General features: G+C 51.6%; 17 protein-coding genes. 14 read left to right on the top strand and 3 right to left on the bottom strand.

Annotated features, from left to right (window positions below; genetic code table 11):
* The first annotated feature begins 62 nt into the window (after positions 1-62).
* The 8 genes from PBOR_RS32085 to PBOR_RS32050 all read left to right on the top strand — a co-directional run bounded on the left by PBOR_RS32085 (position 63) and on the right by PBOR_RS32050 (position 8,546).
* Entirely contained in the window at positions 63-1,727 is a 1,665-nt protein-coding gene (locus PBOR_RS32085) for a GspE/PulE family protein (RefSeq protein ID WP_042218032.1), read from the top strand.
* 15 nt (positions 1,728-1,742) lie between these two features.
* Entirely contained in the window at positions 1,743-2,792 is a 1,050-nt protein-coding gene (locus PBOR_RS32080) for a type IV pilus twitching motility protein PilT (protein ID WP_042218030.1), read from the top strand.
* Entirely contained in the window at positions 2,792-3,997 is a 1,206-nt protein-coding gene (locus PBOR_RS32075) for a type II secretion system F family protein (protein ID WP_042218028.1), read from the top strand. The genes PBOR_RS32080 and PBOR_RS32075 overlap by 1 nt, the downstream gene beginning before the upstream one ends.
* 192 nt (positions 3,998-4,189) lie before the next feature.
* Complete coding sequence (locus tag PBOR_RS32070; RefSeq protein WP_052429730.1) at positions 4,190-4,681, top strand: type II secretion system protein; 492 nt, start codon at positions 4,190-4,192, stop codon at positions 4,679-4,681.
* A gap of 74 nt (positions 4,682-4,755) precedes the next feature.
* Positions 4,756-5,505, top strand: coding sequence for a prepilin peptidase (locus tag PBOR_RS32065; protein WP_042218027.1), 750 nt, complete (start codon positions 4,756-4,758; stop codon positions 5,503-5,505).
* A gap of 15 nt (positions 5,506-5,520) precedes the next feature.
* Positions 5,521-7,125 (top strand): pilus assembly protein PilM, encoded by a 1,605-nt coding sequence (gene pilM / locus PBOR_RS32060; RefSeq protein WP_042218025.1) that lies wholly within the window; start codon positions 5,521-5,523, stop codon positions 7,123-7,125.
* A complete protein-coding gene (pilO, locus tag PBOR_RS32055) occupies positions 7,109-7,720 on the top strand; it encodes a type 4a pilus biogenesis protein PilO (RefSeq protein WP_042218023.1) in 612 nt (203 codons plus the stop codon). The genes pilM and pilO overlap by 17 nt, the downstream gene beginning before the upstream one ends.
* A gap of 223 nt (positions 7,721-7,943) precedes the next feature.
* Positions 7,944-8,546 carry a DL-endopeptidase inhibitor IseA family protein gene (locus PBOR_RS32050; protein ID WP_052429729.1) on the top strand — a complete coding sequence of 201 codons (603 nt, stop codon included), beginning with the start codon at positions 7,944-7,946 and terminating at the stop codon, positions 8,544-8,546.
* A gap of 55 nt (positions 8,547-8,601) precedes the next feature.
* Here the strand turns inward: PBOR_RS32050 and PBOR_RS32045 are convergent, their stop codons facing one another.
* Together PBOR_RS32045 and PBOR_RS32040 are read right to left on the bottom strand one after the other, a co-directional pair.
* Complete coding sequence (locus tag PBOR_RS32045) at positions 8,602-9,000, bottom strand: CBS domain-containing protein (RefSeq protein WP_042218021.1); 399 nt, start codon at positions 8,998-9,000, stop codon at positions 8,602-8,604.
* A gap of 210 nt (positions 9,001-9,210) precedes the next feature.
* Entirely contained in the window at positions 9,211-10,638 is a 1,428-nt protein-coding gene (locus tag PBOR_RS32040) for a VanW family protein (RefSeq protein WP_042218019.1), read from the bottom strand.
* A gap of 288 nt (positions 10,639-10,926) precedes the next feature.
* Here PBOR_RS32040 and ftsE point away from each other — a divergent pair, with 288 nt between their 5' ends.
* From ftsE to PBOR_RS37880, 6 genes are all read left to right on the top strand, one after another.
* Entirely contained in the window at positions 10,927-11,613 is a 687-nt protein-coding gene (gene ftsE, locus PBOR_RS32035) for a cell division ATP-binding protein FtsE (protein WP_039302777.1), read from the top strand.
* The gene (gene ftsX / locus PBOR_RS32030) at positions 11,603-12,517 is read left to right on the top strand and encodes a permease-like cell division protein FtsX (protein ID WP_042218017.1); all 915 of its coding nucleotides are present in this window, start codon (positions 11,603-11,605) and stop codon (positions 12,515-12,517) included. The genes ftsE and ftsX overlap by 11 nt, the downstream gene beginning before the upstream one ends.
* Positions 12,518-12,560: 43 nt before the next feature.
* Positions 12,561-13,868: a murein hydrolase activator EnvC family protein gene (locus PBOR_RS32025; RefSeq protein ID WP_042218016.1), complete on the top strand. Its 1,308-nt coding sequence runs from the start codon at positions 12,561-12,563 to the stop codon at positions 13,866-13,868.
* A 117-nt stretch (positions 13,869-13,985) separates the two neighbouring features.
* The gene (locus PBOR_RS32020) at positions 13,986-15,452 is read left to right on the top strand and encodes a S41 family peptidase (protein ID WP_042218014.1); all 1,467 of its coding nucleotides are present in this window, start codon (positions 13,986-13,988) and stop codon (positions 15,450-15,452) included.
* Positions 15,453-15,611: 159 nt separating this feature from the next.
* Positions 15,612-16,934, top strand: a complete 1,323-nt coding sequence (locus PBOR_RS32015; RefSeq protein WP_081972268.1) for a PDZ domain-containing protein — start codon at positions 15,612-15,614, stop codon at positions 16,932-16,934.
* 23 nt (positions 16,935-16,957) lie between these two features.
* The gene (locus PBOR_RS37880) at positions 16,958-17,404 is read left to right on the top strand and encodes a hypothetical protein (RefSeq protein ID WP_157764181.1); all 447 of its coding nucleotides are present in this window, start codon (positions 16,958-16,960) and stop codon (positions 17,402-17,404) included.
* Here the strand turns inward: PBOR_RS37880 and PBOR_RS32010 are convergent.
* Positions 17,367-18,029 carry a response regulator transcription factor gene (locus tag PBOR_RS32010; protein WP_042218013.1) on the bottom strand — a complete coding sequence of 221 codons (663 nt, stop codon included), beginning with the start codon at positions 18,027-18,029 and terminating at the stop codon, positions 17,367-17,369. The two genes, PBOR_RS37880 and PBOR_RS32010, sit on opposite strands and share 38 nt — an antisense overlap.
* Between the last annotated feature and the right edge of the window lie 44 nt (positions 18,030-18,073).

The raw sequence follows: 18,073 nt of genomic DNA, 5'->3' as shown, positions 1-18,073 counted from the left end.
GAGGGTTAGAGTGATTAGTTTGTACTAAGGTCAAAAATAAAGCGCTCTGGAGTGATACGGATATGGCTATCATGAAGAAGAGACTGGGAGATTTGCTTGTAGAAAACGGGATTATCTCTCAAGAACAGCTTGAAGAAGCGCTAGTGGAGCAACGTAAAACCAAACGCAAGCTGGGGGATCTTCTAATTAATCAAGGGTATATCACTGAGCAACAGCTCATTGAAGTGCTGGAGTTTCAGTTAGGTATTCCCCATGTAAGCCTGTTTAAATATCAAATTGACCCGGCGATCACGCAGATTATCCCTGAGAGTATGGCTAAACGCTATCAAGTGCTCCCTTTCATGAAGGAAGGCAGCAAGCTGATGGTGGCGATGGCAGATCCCTTGGATTATTTCGCCATTGAAGATTTGCGCATGAGCACCGGATTCCGGATTGAACCGGCGATCTCCAGCCGGGACGAGCTGACAAGAGCGATAGCCAGACACTATGGCATGCGGGACTCTATGAGCCAGATGATGGTTGAGCTTCCTACTCAGGAAGAAATAGAAGAAACAGAAATTACGGATGAGGATTCACCGATTGTGCGTCTGGTCAACCAGATGATTCAGCAGGCAGTTTCATTACGGGCTTCGGATATTCATGTCGACCCGGGTGAGAATAATCTCTCCATCCGTTACCGGATTGACGGAACTTTACGTACAGAGCGGATCATTCCTAAGCAAATGCAGGGTTTTATAACCGCAAGACTTAAGATTATGGCCCGCTTAAACATAGCAGAACGGCGATTACCGCAGGATGGCCGGATCAAAATGCAGTTTGACTACAAGATGGTCGATATACGTGTATCTTCGCTCCCAACTATGCATGGCGAGAAGATCGTACTGCGGCTCTTGGATCTAAGTACCGGAGTGAAGTCGGTAGATACCCTGGGATTCAGTGACGGAAACGCGGAAGCCTTCAGAGATATGATCAGCAAGCCGTACGGAATACTCCTGATTACAGGCCCGACGGGCAGCGGTAAATCAACAACCTTATATTCAGCCTTGAGTCAGTTGAACACTGAAAATGCAAATATTATCACAATTGAAGATCCGGTGGAGTATCAGCTTGAAGGCGTTAATCAGGTACATGTGAATCCGGCAATTGGCCTGACCTTCGCAGCAGGCCTCCGTTCCATTCTCCGCCAGGACCCGAATATCGTTATGGTAGGGGAAATACGGGATACGGAAACTGCAGAAATTGCTGTGCGTGCTTCGCTGACAGGACATCTCGTCTTGTCCACATTGCATACAAATGATGCCATCAGTACGATCTCAAGATTGCGTGATATGGGTGTTGAGCCCTATCTGATTGCATCTTCGCTACTGGGGGTTGTCGCTCAGCGGCTGGTACGCAAAATTTGCCCGGATTGCAAAGAGGAGCACAAGCCTACAGAACAGGAAGCAATTATGTTAAGGCGCCATAGTCTGCCTGCTGAGGTGATATACCGCGGGAGAGGCTGTGGTAACTGCAACAATACGGGCTACCGGGGCCGGATTGCCATACATGAGGTGCTGAAGATTAATGATCGTATGCGGCAGTTGATTACCGACTCTGCTTCCATAGAAGAGCTTCGTGCAGCCGGCAGAGAACAGGGAATGGTGCAATTGATGGAGGACGGGTTCATCAAAGTGTCCAAAGGAATTACAACATTGCAGGAAGTAATGCGTGAGACGGTATCGCATTAGTTAGGGGGAGTAAGAATGCCATTATTCAATCGTGATATTGTTCAGCTGCTGCACATGGCCTTTACTTCCAAAGCTTCGGATTTGCACATATCTGTTGGATCGCCACCGGTTATCCGGATAGATGGAATGCTTCATACGCTGGAGGGAGAGAACATCGTCCCCGAAGAATCAGCAAGCATGGCGGACGCTTTGCTTGGCAGCAGCAGGAGTGAAATCTTCCGCGATATTGGAGAAATGGATTTCTCTTACCCTCTGGACAACGGAGTCCGGTATCGTGTCAATGTGTATAGGCAAAGAGGAGAAGTCAGTATAGCAGCGAGGGCAATACCTGTAGAGATTCCAACTCTTGAACAGTTATCATTGCCTCCCATACTCTCCAGTCTCGCTATGAAACCACAGGGTCTAATATTAGTAACGGGTCCCACAGGCAGCGGTAAATCCTCAACACTTGCCGCAATGCTGCATCATATTAACAGGACAGAACGCAAACATATTGTTACTCTGGAAGATCCGATAGAATTCCTGCATACCCACGGCACTTGTCTAATAGATCAGCGTGAGGTAGGAAGTGACACCGGCAGCTTCGCCAGCGGATTACGGGCTGCGCTCCGGCAGGACCCTGATGTGATTCTGGTAGGCGAGATGCGTGATCTGGAGACGATGTCGGCAGCAGTTACGGCTGCGGAGACCGGACACCTTGTGATGGCCACTCTACATACGACAGATGCACCGCAGACGATTGACCGGATTATTGATACGTTTCCAGGCCATCAGCAAGGTCAGATTCGTTCACAGCTGGCCTCGGTTCTGCTGGCGGTACTCTCGCAGCGCCTGTTCCCGCGGGCAGGAGGCCGGGGGCGGCTAAGTGCAACGGAACTGTTAATCAATACTCCGGCTGTGGCTAACCTAATTCGCACGGAAAAGACCCATCAGCTCAAAAATGTGATGCAAACCGGGCGTTCACTCGGAATGCACACGCTTGAAATGAACATCCGCGAACAATTGCAGTACGGGCTTATTAAACCTGAAGCTGCCAAAGCCTATCTCACGGAGGTGGGCAGCTGATGCCGCAATTCGAATATCAGGTTAAGACCCATACAGGGAAGCAATTGAAGGGTAAGCTCACTGCAACAGATAAATCCATAGCGATGGAAGAGCTTCGGAAACGCGGATTGACAGTGTTCTCACTTGTAGAACGCAAAACGACGATTCTGTCTATGGAGATTTATATTGGGAATCCGGTCAAGACGATTCATTTCATAATTTATTGCCGCCAGTTCGCCACGCTAATGCGTGCCGGTGTTTCTATCGTGGATGCCACCCGGATATTAGCGGAGCAGACAGAGAGTAAACCTCTACGCAAGGCATTGCTGGATGTGAATTCCAGTCTGTTAAGGGGGACGGCGTTCTCGCAAGCCATTCAGGACCATAAGAAAATATTCCCGCCGCTCTTCGTCAGTATGATCCGTGCAGGTGAGGAAACAGGAGATCTTGAAGGAACGCTAGAACGGCTTGCGGTGTATTTCGAGAAGCAGCATACAACCACCGAGAAGATCAAATCAGCACTCACCTATCCAATTACAGTTGGAGTTATGGCCATTGCGGCAGTGGTATATCTTCTCTGGGCGATTGTGCCTCAGTTCGTCAGCATGTTTGAGTCCATGGATGCAGAACTGCCCGCTATAACTAAGATGGTACTGGCACTCAGCAAAAGCATTCAAGGACAATGGTATATTTGGTTGCTGGTAATTATTCTGCTTATAACTGCCTATCAGTTTGCTAAACGGACAGAACGTGGTGCGTATGCGCTTGATTATGCAAAGCTCAAGATTCCGGTGTTCGGCAAACTGAATCAAAAGGGCTCCATTGCGCAATTCACGCGAACCTTCTCCTCGTTATATGCCAGCTCAGTGCCTATTCTTCAATCGCTCGCGATTGTGGAAGAAGTGGCGGGTAACCGGGTAATAGGCGGATATATCCGCAAGGCTAGTGATTCTCTGCGCCAGGGTAAGCCGTTATCAGAGCCGTTGAAGAAAGCCTGGGTATTTCCGCCGCTGGTTACGCAGATGATTGCCATCGGTGAAGAGACAGGGGCACTGGATCAGATGCTCTCCAAGGTTGCTGATTTCTATGAAATGGATGTAGAGAATACTGTTGACCGCTTGAAATCGCTCCTTGAGCCGTTGCTGATTGCTTTTCTGGCAGGTGTGGTTGGAATCATAGTAGCAGCCATAATGCTGCCTATGTTCAGTCTTTACAGCAATATGTGAGCCATGTGCTCCTTGCATAGATTGAGAGGGGTGACGCCAAACAGGCGGACCGGGAGCGAAAGCATAAACAGGCTCCTCGACTAGCTGGGATAGGACAAGTACATTTCGATGAGAGTAGTAGGGCAGCAAGAGATTACGGAATTACGGAGTATCGGTCTTATTCACTAACATCATTTATAAGGGGGAAACGGCATGTTGGCACAAGCAATTCGTAAGAAATTGGGCAAGGCGGTTAAAGAGGAAAAAGGGTTTACGTTGATTGAATTATTGGCTGTAATTGTGATTTTGGGGATAATTGCAGTAATAGCATTTCCTTTAATCGGTAAAATAATTACAAATACGGGGAATTCTGCAGACTATGCAACTGCCCGACAAGTATATGATGCTGCAAGATTGTATGTAACGGCTGAGGAGCAGGGAGTTTTCGATACTGATTCAACTACAGCAAATACACTAGTTCAAGTCACAGTAGGTGAAATGCAAACTGCTGGTTATTTAGATACTCCGATTTTTTTGCCGAGTACTAAAGAGGCTATTTTTAGCGGAACGGTTACTTTTACTGATGGGAATTTAACCGGTGATACAGCCGTAGTTTTGACTACAAGAGTTACTGCGAGTGGTACCTCCACAGATACACCGCACAACTTTAATGGTGCTAAAGTGCTGAAATCAAGCAATAAATAAATATATTGATCAAAAAAAGGAATCGGAATTCCCGATTCCTTTTTTAAAATTCACCAGACAGGAACCGTTGAACCATGACGATTTTTCTAGCATGTTACATCACGCTTATCGGTCTGATTCTGGGCTCTTTTTTTAATGTAGTGGCCTTGCGTATACCGGCAGGCGAATCGTTGCTGCGGCCGCCCTCACATTGTCCAAGCTGTAGTACACAACTGAAAGCAAGGGATCTTGTGCCTGTCTTAAGCTATTTGTTCACTCAGGGGAAGTGCCGCCACTGCGGGAGCAGGATATCACCGTTATATATGCTTGGTGAACTAGCTACAGGCTTATTATTTCTATGGATGTACCTGCAATTCGGCCTGACGGGCAAGGGGATTATTGGCTTTCTATTGGTGAGCCTGGCGGTTATTGTGACGGTAGCCGATCTTAAGTTTATGCGGATTCCGAATAAGGTTCTGCTGTTTTTTCTCCCATTACTCTCTCTAGCAGTGCTGCTGTTTCCTGAAACGTCGCTAGTCTCTCATCTGCTGGGAGCGGCGTTGGGTGGTGGTATTCTCCTGTTATTGGCCTTGTTTGGCGGAATGGGCATGGGGGATGTGAAGCTGATGGCATTGCTGGGCTTGGTATTGGGGTTCCCTAATGTCATTCTGGCCTTTCTGATCGCCTGCCTGTTAGGGACGATGGTTGGCGGTACTTTATTGCTTACGGGACGGATCCAGCGCAAGCAGCATATTCCTTTTGGACCATGGCTGGCAGCAGGAGCGCTACTTGCCTTCTCATACGGGTCACATCTTATCAGCGGTTATCTTGCGCTCATTCGTTAGGAGGAACTCTAGAGCATGTTTGGATTAGGTCACAGAGCGGCCGGTATCTCCATTGAGCAGACTGGAATCCGCTATATCAGCTTCAAGAATAACAATAAGCAGGTTCATAAAAAGAAATTCATCTCCCTGCTTCCGGGGATGATTGTAGAGAATCAGATCGCTGACAGGGAGGCTCTGCTTGACCGGTTGAAGCAATGGGTCAAAAATAAGGGCCTGCGCGGCAGTGTAGTGGATCTGTCGATTCCTCCCTCACAAATGATTGTCCGTAAGATGATGATTCCCAGTATCGGCGAAAAACAGATTGACCAGCTTGTGAAGCTGGAGGTTGAAACCGGCCTGCATCTGCCGTTCGAGAATCCGGTATATGATTATGTGATTACCGATCAGGATGAGGGCCAAAGCCAGTTAATCATTTTTGCGGCTCCGCGTAAGGTCGTTCAGGATTATGTGGATGTTCTCGAAGCTGCCGGTCTGCGGATCAGGAGTGTAGAAGTAACAGCCACTGCGCTTGCGCGAAGTATTGTGGCAGGTTATGGACATGAATTCAGTGAGACGATGCTGATTCACCTGGAGCAATCTTTGCTGGATATTTATATGTTCCGCAGTGGTAATCCTGTGTTCATGAGAACCATTAGCCTGGTCGATCTGACGCATGAGCAGCCGCTGAACCTCCAAAAGGAGCTGCCATTCCTGGCTGAATCCGAAGTTGCAGCTGCTTCACAGGAATACCTCTCTACCGAGCAAGTCGTAGAAATAACAGCAGAAATTTCCCGTATGCTCAGCTTCTATCAGTACAGTCTGCATGACGGCTCCACACGTATCACTGAGATGCTGATTACCGGGTCTCCGGAGATGCGGGTTCAGCTGCAGCAGGAACTTCAATTAGCGCTTCCGGAGATGGCAATCGCACCAATCGCAGTGGACCAATTCTCACAAGGGGCGAAGCCGGATAGCAGTCTTAATGATTACAGGATTGCTGCAGGAGCGGCACTGCGTGACAACAAAATCCGCAGCATTAATCTGCTGCCCCGTGAAGACCGTGAGACGATCGTTTTTCCCTATTTCGCTATATCCTTAGCGGCAATATGGATTCTGGGTGTTGCCGGGACAGGCATTCTATATGCATCTGCCCAGGGACAATATACGGAGCGGAGTGAACAGATTCAAGCTTATCAGGACCAGAATGCAATGCTTCAGGCGGAGTTAGCCGGATTAAACAACAGTAATCCATCCTCGGGAAGTCTTGACCGGGCAGCTGTTATTGAAGCGATGTCGGCTAACCGTGCGGATGCCGCTGCCGTCCTTGACGAATTGCAGGCAGGTCTTCCTTATGGTGGAGTAATCAGAGACATTAATTATTCGTACCATGGAGAAATCGCTCTTTCATTGAACTTCACAGCAATGGAGCATAGCACAATTTATTTGACTGCACTCCGTCAGATGTCATTCTCCAAGGGAGCTTCTATTCAGAAGCTGACAGAAGGAACTCAGAATACCGGCAATTCTATCGCCAAATACACTGCTGTCTACAGAGTGGATATGGCACCTGTGGCAGAACTGAATGCAGACGCCCAGGCTCCAGCGGAAGGAGGGACGGATAGCAATGGAACAAATCAATAAATACCGTTCGTCCATCGTACTCGGGTTGCTCGTTTTGTTCCTGATTCTGTTTGCCTTCTATATGTTCGCGATACGCCCGGTGAATAACGACATAGCCCTGCAAGACAATGAGTTCTCGATGCTTCAGCAGGAAAAGGAAATTCTGGCGAATAAGATCAATGAGCTTAAAAGTGCAGAAGCTGGACCGGATTCAAGTGAAGACACTGCCTTGGCAGCAATCCCCCAGGGCGATGACAGCGAAGGGTTGATTCTGGATTTGAAGAGCATTGGCAACAGCTCCCACGCCAGATTGAAGGATATTGGATTCTCGCTAACAGAGACTAATGGAATTAGCGCATGGACGGGGATCCCCCCGGAGGCTACCGGTAGCCTGAAAGAAATTAAAATGGCAGCCATTGTAGAAGGCGGCTATACAGAGATTCACGAATGGTTAAAGCAGCTGCATGACCTTCCGCGTATCATCACTGTAGACTCCTTTTCCTTTCAGCAGCCATACGAATTCCCTACATTGACGAAACCGGGCAGTATTCTGACGGCAAATGTGTCCTTTACCGCTTACTATGAAGCTGAAGCAGCAGCTGCACAGCCTCAGTAATTCAGGCAATACATGCTATATAGTTCCATTTATTCCAGCTCTGGCCCCTATAAACAAGAGGCCGGAGCTTTTTTATGCAGTTTCGGGGTTTAACCGTTTACACCCGGGGGTGGTTTGGGTATTTTAGCTTACGGGCTATCGTAAGTTATATAGTACTTATCGCAGCAGTTGGAGAGAATTAATTCTTCAAATTATAAAACAGGATTACAAGGAGGCGTTCAGGATGAACAAAAAAATGTTGATCGGTTCATTAGCACTATCACTGGGTCTGGTTTCGGCGGGAAGCGGGGCATTCGCGGCTTCGCCGGCGGGAGGAATAGAAGGGGTACGAACAGTAGCGGTGTCTGCGCCCGGCAAGGAGGGTCCGGCTACGATCAATAATCTGACCGAGAAGAGTATTATTCCGCTCATGGTTCACGCGAAGGCAATCTATACGTATGCAAGCCGGGGAGGCAGTGCATTCAATCCAGAGCTGTTTCATTATAATACGGTAGAGTACCGTTACCTTTCCAGTGACCTTGGCAGCAAGCAGCAGCTGATGAACTATATTAAAAGAGCATATACCCACAACGCCGCAGCCTTCTATCTGCAGACACAATTCCTTGAGTACAACGGTAGAATGGCACAGCCTAATGTAGACCTGGGCAACACGCTGGATTACAGCAGAGCCACAGCCCGGATGGTATCAAAAACTGCGCTGACCGCAGTATTCGAGCTCAGTGTACCGCCAGTAGGGACGACTGGTGTTAATGAGAATGTAGTGGTGAAGCTGAAGAAGGTAAGCGGCTACTGGAGAATTGATGTCTCACCGGATACGGTGTTTTAGTACGAAGATGGTAAGGAAATGTGCATAACTTAAGAGGACAGCAGCTCTGCCGCACTCAGTGCAGCAGCTCCGCAGGGTGAAGGATACCGGCAATCCGGCCTTGATCGGTCACGATAATGCAGTCGTTTCTCATCGGTTCGGGACGCTGCATGGCTTCGGCCCAGAGTAATTCTGCAGAGGTGGAGATATCGGCTACCAGAGGCTTGCGGTTCATCAGCTGAGATACAGGTTCGTGGTAGAATCTGTCCATTCCCATCCGTCCTGTAGCCTTGAGGAAGAAACGTTCGCACATAATCAGTCCTACGGGTTCATTGCTGCTGCTGCGGACGACGATGCATTTGGATTCCGGATGCTGGAACAGCACCCTCAGGGTCTCGCGGCAGGTAAGGGAAGGCAGAACAGCCGGAGCTTGGCGGATGATCGCGGACAGGTCGGTTGTTGATGCTGTAGTCATAACATTTCATCCTTTCTGAAGAGGTCTACTTTTACTGTAGCGCGCAATTGTAAATTATAAGGGCTTCCCGGGTAAGCCCTATGTAAAGGATGCCATTATTTATTAAAAAGCATGCTTAAACTACAGTTTGAGTTCCCGCCTAATGTTACGCACGAACGGCTGTGCCTCCCTTTCAACAAGGAGGGCACAGCCGTTTTTACTTGCAGCAGTTTATTGGCCCTTTACCCCGTCTTCAACCAGCTGTCTGCCCGGGGATTCCGGCAGCGTGGATTTGCTCATGCCGCCACGGTTAATGGCAATGACGCGTTTCTGGGCGTAGTAGGTATCGCGCGAAAGTTTCTTCTTCTCCATGGCTTTACCGTCAACATAGCGGGTAATGTAAGTCTCCACTACATAGCCGGTTTTGCCGGATTGCAGTACCCTTGTTCCGCCCTTCGGGAGCGAGGCATCGCTCACATATTTGTCGGCGGGAGGAAGTACCTCCACGGTCCGGGACTCCACGGAATAGGTGACGTTCTTCGGAAAAGTTCCAAACAGCTTGACGGTCAGCGTGCGCCCCTTCACTTCGGATTTAATAATCAGATATTTGCCGGTATTATTACGGAAGCGGAAATTGATATAGCCCTCGGCAAAGGTGGCATCCTGGCCTTTGGGCAGGTAGCTCACCGGAAGAGAGTGGTTGCGCCGTTCGACGATCTCTAGCCCGGAGCGCAGCGCGGCATTATACAGGGTGCTGGAGACCTGGCAGATTCCCCCGCCCGTACCGGGCTGTAGCTTGCCGTTTACAATGACCGGAGCCTCGCGGAAGCCATATTCCGCCTGGGCCTTCTGGATTGCTTTGCCGTAATCGAAAATAGCGCCAGGAGGCAATATGGTCCCGTTGACGGCTTTGGCAGCAGCCTCCACATTGAAGCTGCGCCCGGGCCCGCTGGCCCCGAGGGAGGTGCTGAACTGGGTGATTTTGCGCTCGATGCCCTGATCCTTCAGCTCCTGCAGCGTGATATTCGGCTGCTTGACGGTTAAAGGTACCTCAAGCAGAATGCGTTTATCCTCCTGTGCCCCGTTGCCGGCAAGCCGGGTTGGCAGCGCCGCCTGCAGGGCAAGCTCCAGCGCATGCCAGTCTACCTCGAAGGAGGTAGTTCCGGGAGTATAGACGACCTGGTCATCACTGGTGATCCGCCGCACCGCGTCGACAGGAACGCCGAAGGATTCTTTTTCCCAGGCCGGACTTAGGCTGTTCGCCAGCTGCGAAATTTCCAGATGAATTCCGATATTCCAGTTACCGTTCCAATTGCGCCGGGCCTGTACCCGTTGCATGAGCGGACCGTCCGTCAGCGTCTTCAGTGCACGCCGGAATTCCTGGGCTTCGTAGGTTACCCCCGCTTGCAGCAGTGAGACACTTAGCCCGGTATCTCCCTTTGCCTTCAGAGTGAGCGGGGTAGCTTCCAGAGCCTGAAGTTTTGCCTCCAGCCCGGCCTGCACCTCGGTGATGTCCCGGCCGCTGATATCCCAGCCGGCAATGGCCGTCCCTTTGGGCAGGGTGGTCTGGGTGCCATATAAATGAAACCCTCCGGCAACCAGCGAGCCGGCCAGGACCAGGCCGAAGCCCGCGATGAGGGCAGCGTGTATTTTTTTCATAAGCAATCTCCTTCTGAGGGGGCGGATTTGCGCCGGAAGCAGCGCGGGCCATGGATACAAGTGTTAAGGAACGTCTCGGAATGCCGATATATATAAGAGCTGGAGCTGCAGTTAACCTGATATTTTTATGTATATGTAAGGATTCGGTAAAACTTTCGGGTACTCAAGGAGTTATGGATTTGTTACAATAGATACGCCTGCGATAATAATGCAGTTTATGGAAGCTTCCGCAGTTTGGTGCCCGATTGGGCAGGCCCGCGGAATATGTCAGAATCGGGAAGTGAAAAGATGATCGAGATGCAGGATGTATGGAAGACTTATCCTAACGGAACCCATGCGCTCCAGGGGATATCTGTCAAGATCGACCGTAATGAGTTCGTATACATCGTCGGACCGTCCGGCGCAGGTAAATCAACGTTCATGAAATTAATTTATAGAGAAGAAACACCGACCAAAGGACAGATCTCTGTAGGCGGGTTCAATATAGGTAAGCTCAAGCCCCGCAAGATTCCTTACGTACGCCGCAATATCGGCGTGGTGTTTCAGGATTTCCGCCTGCTGCCGAAGATGACGGCTTATGAGAATGTTGCTTTTGCCATGGAGGTTATTGAGGCCCCGAAGAAGGTTATCAAGAAACGTGTGAATGAAGTGCTCGATCTGGTTGGACTGCGCAGCAAAGCGGGGCGTGAACCCTCGCAGCTCTCAGGGGGAGAGCAGCAGCGGATCGCCATTGCCAGAGCCATTGTTAACAATCCTTCTGTTATTATTGCGGACGAGCCTACGGGCAATCTGGACCCCGAGACCTCATGGGGCATTATGCAGCTGCTGGACGAGATTAATTTTCGCGGAACAACGATCGTAATGGCCACCCACAACAGGGATATTGTCAACAAAATGCGCAAACGGGTGCTGGCTATTGAGAACGGGACGATTGTCAGAGACCAATTGAGAGGGGATTACGGTTATGAGTTTTAAAACCTTCTTGCGGCATGTGCGGGAAGGCTTCAAAAACGTATTCCGCAACGGCTGGATGTCGGTGGCTTCCATCACGTCTATCGTTGTCTCTCTCTTCGTGCTCGGAGTGTTTATATTGCTGGTGCTCAATGTCAATGAAGTAGCGGACAAAGCAGACAGCCAGGTGCAGATCAACGTGCATCTGACGCTGAATACGGACCAGAAAATGCGGGAGAAGCTGGAAAACGAAATCGGCAGTATGCCGGAAGTCAGCAAGGTGGAGTTCGTCTCCAAAGAACAGGGTCTGAAGGAATTCCGTGAAGATATGGGGCCGGATGCCGCCGAGCTCCTGGAAGGTTTCGATGAAGATAATAATCCGCTGCCGGACAAGCTGCTCGTCGAGGTAATTGAGCCGACAACCGTTCCGTTCGTAGCTGAGAAGATAGAAGCACTGAATAAGACCCACGAAGAGCAGCCGATCTACAAAGTGAATTATGGCAAAGGCTCGGTGGAGACCTTGTTCAAAGTGACTAAGGCTGTACGCAATATCGGTTTTATTTTTGTGGCAGGTCTGGCGCTGATGTCGATGTTCCTGATCTCGAATACCATCCGGGTAACGATTCTCGCCCGCCGCAAGGAAATCGGCATTATGAAGCTCGTAGGAGCGACGAATTATTTTATCCGCTGGCCGTTCTTTATTGAAGGAGCACTCATCGGGCTGATCGGTTCGCTGGTTACTTCGGGTGCATTGTATGTCGGCTATAGCAGTCTGGTGTCTTCCGTGCAGGGAGATCCGATGCTGGGGCTGCAGCTGATTCCGTTTGAGGATATCTGGCTGTTCCTGTGCGGGCTGCTGGTTGGCCTCGGTGTATTGATTGGCGTGTGGGGAAGTACCGTGTCGATCCGCAAGTTCTTGAAGGTATAGCATAGATAAAATTCACATTTGAACAAAGGACGGGGAGTGCGATTTGAAGAAGATTGTCGCCGGAATAGCCGTAATGTTACTGGCTGTCACAATGTTCGGGCCCTCTGACGGATATGCGAAGAAAACAAGTGTTGCCGAGATTGACAAGCAGCTGAAGCAGCTGCAGCAGGAGGTCCAGGCGGCCAAGGCGGCGCAGGAGAAGGCGGCATCCCGCAATCAGGAAGCGCAGCACTATAAGAATAAGACCACGCTGAATCTCCAGTATGTGCTGGACCAGATTGATCAGGTGAAGGGTGAGATGACGACCATTTCCGGTAAAATCGCCAGTACGGAGGAGTCGCTTAATGTGACGGCAACTGAACTGGACGACGCAGAGGCACGTGTAGCTTCCCGCGAAAAGCTGCTGGAATCGCGTGTCCGCCTGATGTACACGGATGGTGCAGTCTCTTACCTGGATGTGCTGCTGTCTTCAACCAGCTTCTCGGATTTCCTCGACCGGGCCGATTCCCTTAAGATGATCGTGGATCAGGACCAGGATCTGCTGGTGCAGCATAAGCTGGACAAGCAGACGGTCATCGCGAAGAAGCAGGAGCTGGAGGGCCAATACGCCCAGGCTAAGCAGCTGTATACCGATCTAGAATCCCAGCGCAGTGTTCTGAAGGAGAAGGAAGCGGAGAAGCAGGAGCTTATCGCCTACTACGATGAAGAGATTCAAGAGGCTGAGGTGATCTCCGAAGAGCAGAATGCCAAGCTGGTGCAGCTGGCCAGCAACCGTTCTGCCCTGGAAGAGCAGAAGGACAAGATTAAGGCTGAGGAAGCTGCCCGCCGGGCAGCGGCCGCCAAAGCTGAAGCGGCACGCCGGGCAGCAGCTGCTGCAGCCAAAGCCGCCAAGGCCGCCAAATCTGCGAGCAGCGGCGGAAGCTCCATTGCCAGCGTAGAGGAATACGCCGGCGGAAACGGGCCGTTCCTGCTGCCGGTAGGCTCGGCGCGTGTCTCCTCGCCATATGGTGTCCGCACACATCCGGTTACGGGTGAAGTCGGCAAAATGCATACCGGTGTCGACTTCGCAGTTCCGCAGGGTACGAATATCCATGCGGCGGATTCCGGTACCGTCCTGGTGGCGGAATGGTGGAGTGGCTACGGCTATTGTGTAATCATTGACCATGGCGGCGGTGTATGGACGCTGTACGGCCATATCCGTGAAGGCGGGATCCGGGTGAAAGTGGGAGACCGGGTAGAACGCGGACAGACGATTGCCGAATCCGGTGCCACCGGACGCGTAACCGGCCCGCATCTGCATTTCGAAGTGCGGGTCGACGGCAAGACGGTTAATCCTATGCCTTATCTGTAAATTTAAGCTCTAATAAATATAATTTCATTCAGCGGCATATACTGGAAGAGATGCCGTTTCTGATGGAACGGACCCTTGCGGGTGAGAAGATGGACAAGAAGGGACGGTGGGAACATCATGTTAAAGAAGAGTACCGCGGCCTTTATGATCGTCGCCGCGCTGCTGTGCGGCAGCCTGCTGACCCTGGGCGTGACCGGCTATGCGCATGTATTCGGACAAGCTGCAGGTGAAGGAATTGCGACGGTCCTGCAGACAACCGGGCTGCAAGACAAGGAATCCAAGAAGCTAGGTACCGCCCTCAGCCTGATTGAGAGCAATTATTATGAGACCGTGGACCGCGAGAAGCTGATCGACGGGGCTGTCAACGGTATGATGGAAGCACTGGGCGACCCTTATTCCAACTATATGGGCAAGGAAACGGCAGAAAGATTCGAAGAGAGTATCGAAGGCTCCTTCTCGGGCATCGGTGCTGAAGTTTCCTCGGATAACGGGAAGGTCGTTGTAGTCTCGCCAATCAAAGGTTCACCGGCAGAGAAGGCCGGCATTCAGGCCAAGGATGTAATCCTCTCCGTGAATGGCGAGTCGCTGGAGGGGCTGGAGCTTAATGATGCTGTAGCTAAGATCCGCGGCCCTAAGGGAAGCGATGCAACCCTGAAGATTCAGCGTACCGGAACTGCAGAGCCGCTGGAATTCGTCATTACCCGCGATGATGTGAGACTGGAAACGGTCTATGCTACGATGGAGAAGGACAATATCGGTGTGATTGAGGTTACTCAATTCTCACAGAACACTGCGAAGCGGTTCGAGGAAGAACTGACCAAGCTGGAAACGCAAGGCATGAAGGGACTTGTTATTGATGTCCGCAATGACCCCGGCGGTGTACTGCCGGTTGTTATTGAGATGGCTGAGCAGTTTGTACCGGCCGGCAAAGCCATCGTGCAGGTGGAAGACAAAAACAAACAGCGCGAGGTCAGCACCTCCAAGGGCTCCAGTAAAAAGTATCCGGTAGTTGTGCTGATGAACAAAGGCAGCGCGAGCGCTTCGGAGATCATGGCAGGAGCACTGCAGCAATCTGCGGGTGCCAAGCTGATCGGTGAGGACTCGTTCGGCAAAGGCACCGTCCAGACCAGCTTCGAAGAGCAACTCGGTGACGGCAGTCTGCTGAAAATTACGATTGCCAAGTGGCTGACACCAGACGGCACCTGGATCCACGGCAAGGGCATCAAGCCGGATATTGCGGTCGCCCAGCCGGATTACTTCTCGGTGGCACCGATTAATAAGAGTGTAACGCTGCAATATAATATGAACAGCACGGATGTCAAAAGCGCACAGACGATGCTGGATGGTCTGGGTTATAAGCCGGGCCGCAAGGACGGGTATTTCGATGCCGGCACCAAGGAAGCGGTCAAGAAATTCCAGAGCGCCTCGAAGCTGAAGGCGACAGGCGTGATTGATGCCAAGACTGCTGAAGCACTGGAGCTGTCGCTCATCAAGGTCATTCAGGACCCGGCCAACGACAATCAGCGGAATAAGGGTATCGAAGAGATCCGGAAGGAAATCAAGGCTACGGCGTCGAACAAGTAAGAAGGCTGATTCCAGCCTTCTTTTTTTATCAAAAGATAAGAATGTATATGCTTCGCGTAATAAATTATCCTTATCTTTCTCGCAGAAACGGAAACCATCTCTTAGAGGATGGTGTAGCCGTTTCTACTTACCCGGACGAAAAGGAGTGTGACGAACGGTTTGAATGTGATGCCGGAACTGCTGGCTAGCTGGGGTACAGCGGTTATTCATCTGCTGATTCAGCCTTATTACTATATCGCTCTTGTATTTATTGCACTGTATTACCGCAGGCAGGTAGCGCTGGAGCGGAAGCTCATTCACGTGAAGCTGCACAGCTGGGGCCGGGAAACGTGGCGGACCGTGTGGACCGGCGGGGTTGCGGGACTTGTTGTTTCCTTAGCAGCTGTAGCCTTGGGTATCTCTTTATCATATACGGCTGTAGCCTGCATCTGGGTGGTCAGTCTGGTATTAATGCTATTTCGTGTGCGCTATTTATGCTTTGCGTATTCTATAGGTATTCTGGGAGTTGCCCAGTTTGTTCTTTCGTTCTTTCCGGATACGCTGCAGAGCGGAGCCGCAGGAACTATTGCCGGCGGGCTGCGGGAGATGGATATCCCCGCGCTGCTGGTGCTGGCCGCGCTGCTCCATCTGGCCGAAGCGCTGCTGGCGCGCTGGCAGGGTACCAGGCTGGCGACCCCGCTCTTCCTTGCCGGCAAGCGCGGCAAGGTGGTCGGCGGCTACCAGCTGCAGGCCTTCTGGCCGCTGCCGCTGTTCCTGCTGATTCCCCCGGGTGCGGGAATCGGCGAGCTGCCCTGGCATCCGCTGCTGGGCGGGGGCCTGGGCCTGGTCTCACTGCCGGTCATCATCGGCTTCAGCGAGATGACCCAGGGCATGCTGCCCGGACGCAAGGCGGCGCGCACTTCAGGACGGCTGCTGGTATACAGCATCGTCCTGCTGGGCTTAAGCCTGCTTGCGGACTGGTGGAGCCCGCTGACCGTTGTCGCGGCGCTCAGTGCAGTGCTCCTGCACGAAGGGTTAAGCTGGTACAGCGCTCTGGAGGAGCGCAGTATCAGTCCCATCTTCGTGCATCCCCCGGCCGGCCGCAAGGTGCTGGCCGTGCTGCAAGGCAGCCCCGCGCAGGAGCTGGGCATCCTGCCCGGCGAGATCCTTTTGAAGGTCAACGGGGTCCTGTTGACCGGCGCGGCGCAGCTGCATGAGGCGCTGCGCATGAACCCGGCGTTCTGCAAGCTGGAGGTGCTGAACCGCGAAGGCGAGAGCAAATACCTCCAACGCGCAATCTATGATGGCGATCACCATCAGCTCGGCATCATTCTGGTGCCGGAGCCGGACGGAAGCGTGACCGCGGAGGCCAAGCCGTCCAGCATCTTCAGCATCATCGGGATGCAGACGGGAGTCCGCCCGCGGGGGCTTACACCCGGGCGGCGCGGCCGGAAGAAGCCTGCCGCTTCTGCGGAGGCTAAACAGAAATCTGCCGGAGTCTGACGGAATTACTTAACCTGTAACAGTTGAAAGGCCAGTTCCCTGATTACCATCCGGGGTACTGGCCTTTTTTGTGGGAATTTGAGTATTTGCTTGCTTCATTATGCAACTTGAAGGTTCCACCGTCCCACCAACCAGCCAAGCAGACAGAAATCCTGCACAAAATACAACAATGTACGCTCAGCACCCGCCAATCCGGCAGAAATCTTGCAAAAAATACAACAATGTGCGCTCACCACCCGCCAATCCGGCAGAAATCTTGCAAAAAATACAACAATGTGCGCTCAGCACCCGCCAATCCGGCGGAAATCCTGCATAAAGTACAACAATGTGCTGCGGCAACCCAAAAACCGGCCAACACGCACCCTATGGGTTATTCCAAATCGAATATTGATTGGATTAAAGGAGAATTCGGCTTATTGCCAACCCGTACCTCTACCGCTTCCCCTGCTGACTCTTCAAATAGAGAATAGCGATCTGTGTCCGGTCCCGCAGCCCGAGCTTGCTGAGGATATCGGTAATATAGTTTTTGACCGTGCCTTCGCTTAGGAACAGCTTCCCGGCAATTTCTTTATTGGTAAGTCCCTCTGCAATCGAGGACACTATCGTCAGCTCTGCTTTGGTCAGCCCGTAGCAATCCAGAGCCTGGCCATAAGCGGGTTCCTGACGCGGGGACGGCTGGAGGAAGCCGGCCAGCTTGCGGGCGATATCGGGATGGATGAGCATGTTCCCTTCATATACTGTCTTGATGCCCTGGATGATCCGGTCCGGCGGTATATTCTTGAGCAGATAACCGCTGGCTCCGTTACGCAGCGCTTCAATGATATATTCATCATCATCGAAGGTGGTCAGCATCAGAACGGCTACCTGCGGATAAGCTTCTTTGATCAGGCGTGTGCCTTCCACGCCGCCGCAGCCCGGCATCCGGATATCCATGAGTGCGACATCAGCCATTCCGTCTGGCGCCCCCAGCAAAGAGAGAGCTTCCAAGCCATCCCCTGCCGTACCGGTAACCTCAATCTCAGGGTCCAGCCCGACCAGCACCTTCAAGCTCTCACGGATAAAAGAGTCGTCGTCCACGATCATTACTTTAATCATCCTAAGCTTAGCTCCTTCACACAATATAATTGGGGCTTTAGCAG

This window comes from Paenibacillus borealis, assembly GCF_000758665.1.
In the GTDB taxonomy this organism is placed as follows: Bacteria; Bacillota; Bacilli; order Paenibacillales; family Paenibacillaceae; genus Paenibacillus_AQ; species Paenibacillus_AQ borealis.
Note: the sequence above shows the minus strand (reverse complement) of the source record. Positions and strands in the feature narration are given on the sequence as shown.

Bases quoted from the DNA above. Each gene is read 5' to 3' on its own strand.
- PBOR_RS32085 (WP_042218032.1), top strand. From the start codon at position 63: ATGGCTATCATGAAGAAGAGACTGGGAGATTTGCTTGTAGAAAACGGG.
- PBOR_RS32080 (WP_042218030.1), top strand. From the start codon at position 1,743: ATGCCATTATTCAATCGTGATATTGTTCAGCTGCTGCACATGGCCTTT.
- PBOR_RS32075 (WP_042218028.1), top strand. From the start codon at position 2,792: ATGCCGCAATTCGAATATCAGGTTAAGACCCATACAGGGAAGCAATTG.
- PBOR_RS32070 (WP_052429730.1), top strand. From the start codon at position 4,190: ATGTTGGCACAAGCAATTCGTAAGAAATTGGGCAAGGCGGTTAAAGAG.
- PBOR_RS32065 (WP_042218027.1), top strand. From the start codon at position 4,756: ATGACGATTTTTCTAGCATGTTACATCACGCTTATCGGTCTGATTCTG.
- pilM (WP_042218025.1), top strand. From the start codon at position 5,521: ATGTTTGGATTAGGTCACAGAGCGGCCGGTATCTCCATTGAGCAGACT.
- pilO (WP_042218023.1), top strand. From the start codon at position 7,109: ATGGAACAAATCAATAAATACCGTTCGTCCATCGTACTCGGGTTGCTC.
- PBOR_RS32050 (WP_052429729.1), top strand. From the start codon at position 7,944: ATGAACAAAAAAATGTTGATCGGTTCATTAGCACTATCACTGGGTCTG.
- PBOR_RS32045 (WP_042218021.1), bottom strand. From the start codon at position 9,000: ATGACTACAGCATCAACAACCGACCTGTCCGCGATCATCCGCCAAGCT.
- PBOR_RS32040 (WP_042218019.1), bottom strand. From the start codon at position 10,638: ATGAAAAAAATACACGCTGCCCTCATCGCGGGCTTCGGCCTGGTCCTG.
- ftsE (WP_039302777.1), top strand. From the start codon at position 10,927: ATGATCGAGATGCAGGATGTATGGAAGACTTATCCTAACGGAACCCAT.
- ftsX (WP_042218017.1), top strand. From the start codon at position 11,603: ATGAGTTTTAAAACCTTCTTGCGGCATGTGCGGGAAGGCTTCAAAAAC.
- PBOR_RS32020 (WP_042218014.1), top strand. From the start codon at position 13,986: ATGTTAAAGAAGAGTACCGCGGCCTTTATGATCGTCGCCGCGCTGCTG.
- PBOR_RS32010 (WP_042218013.1), bottom strand. From the start codon at position 18,029: ATGATTAAAGTAATGATCGTGGACGACGACTCTTTTATCCGTGAGAGC.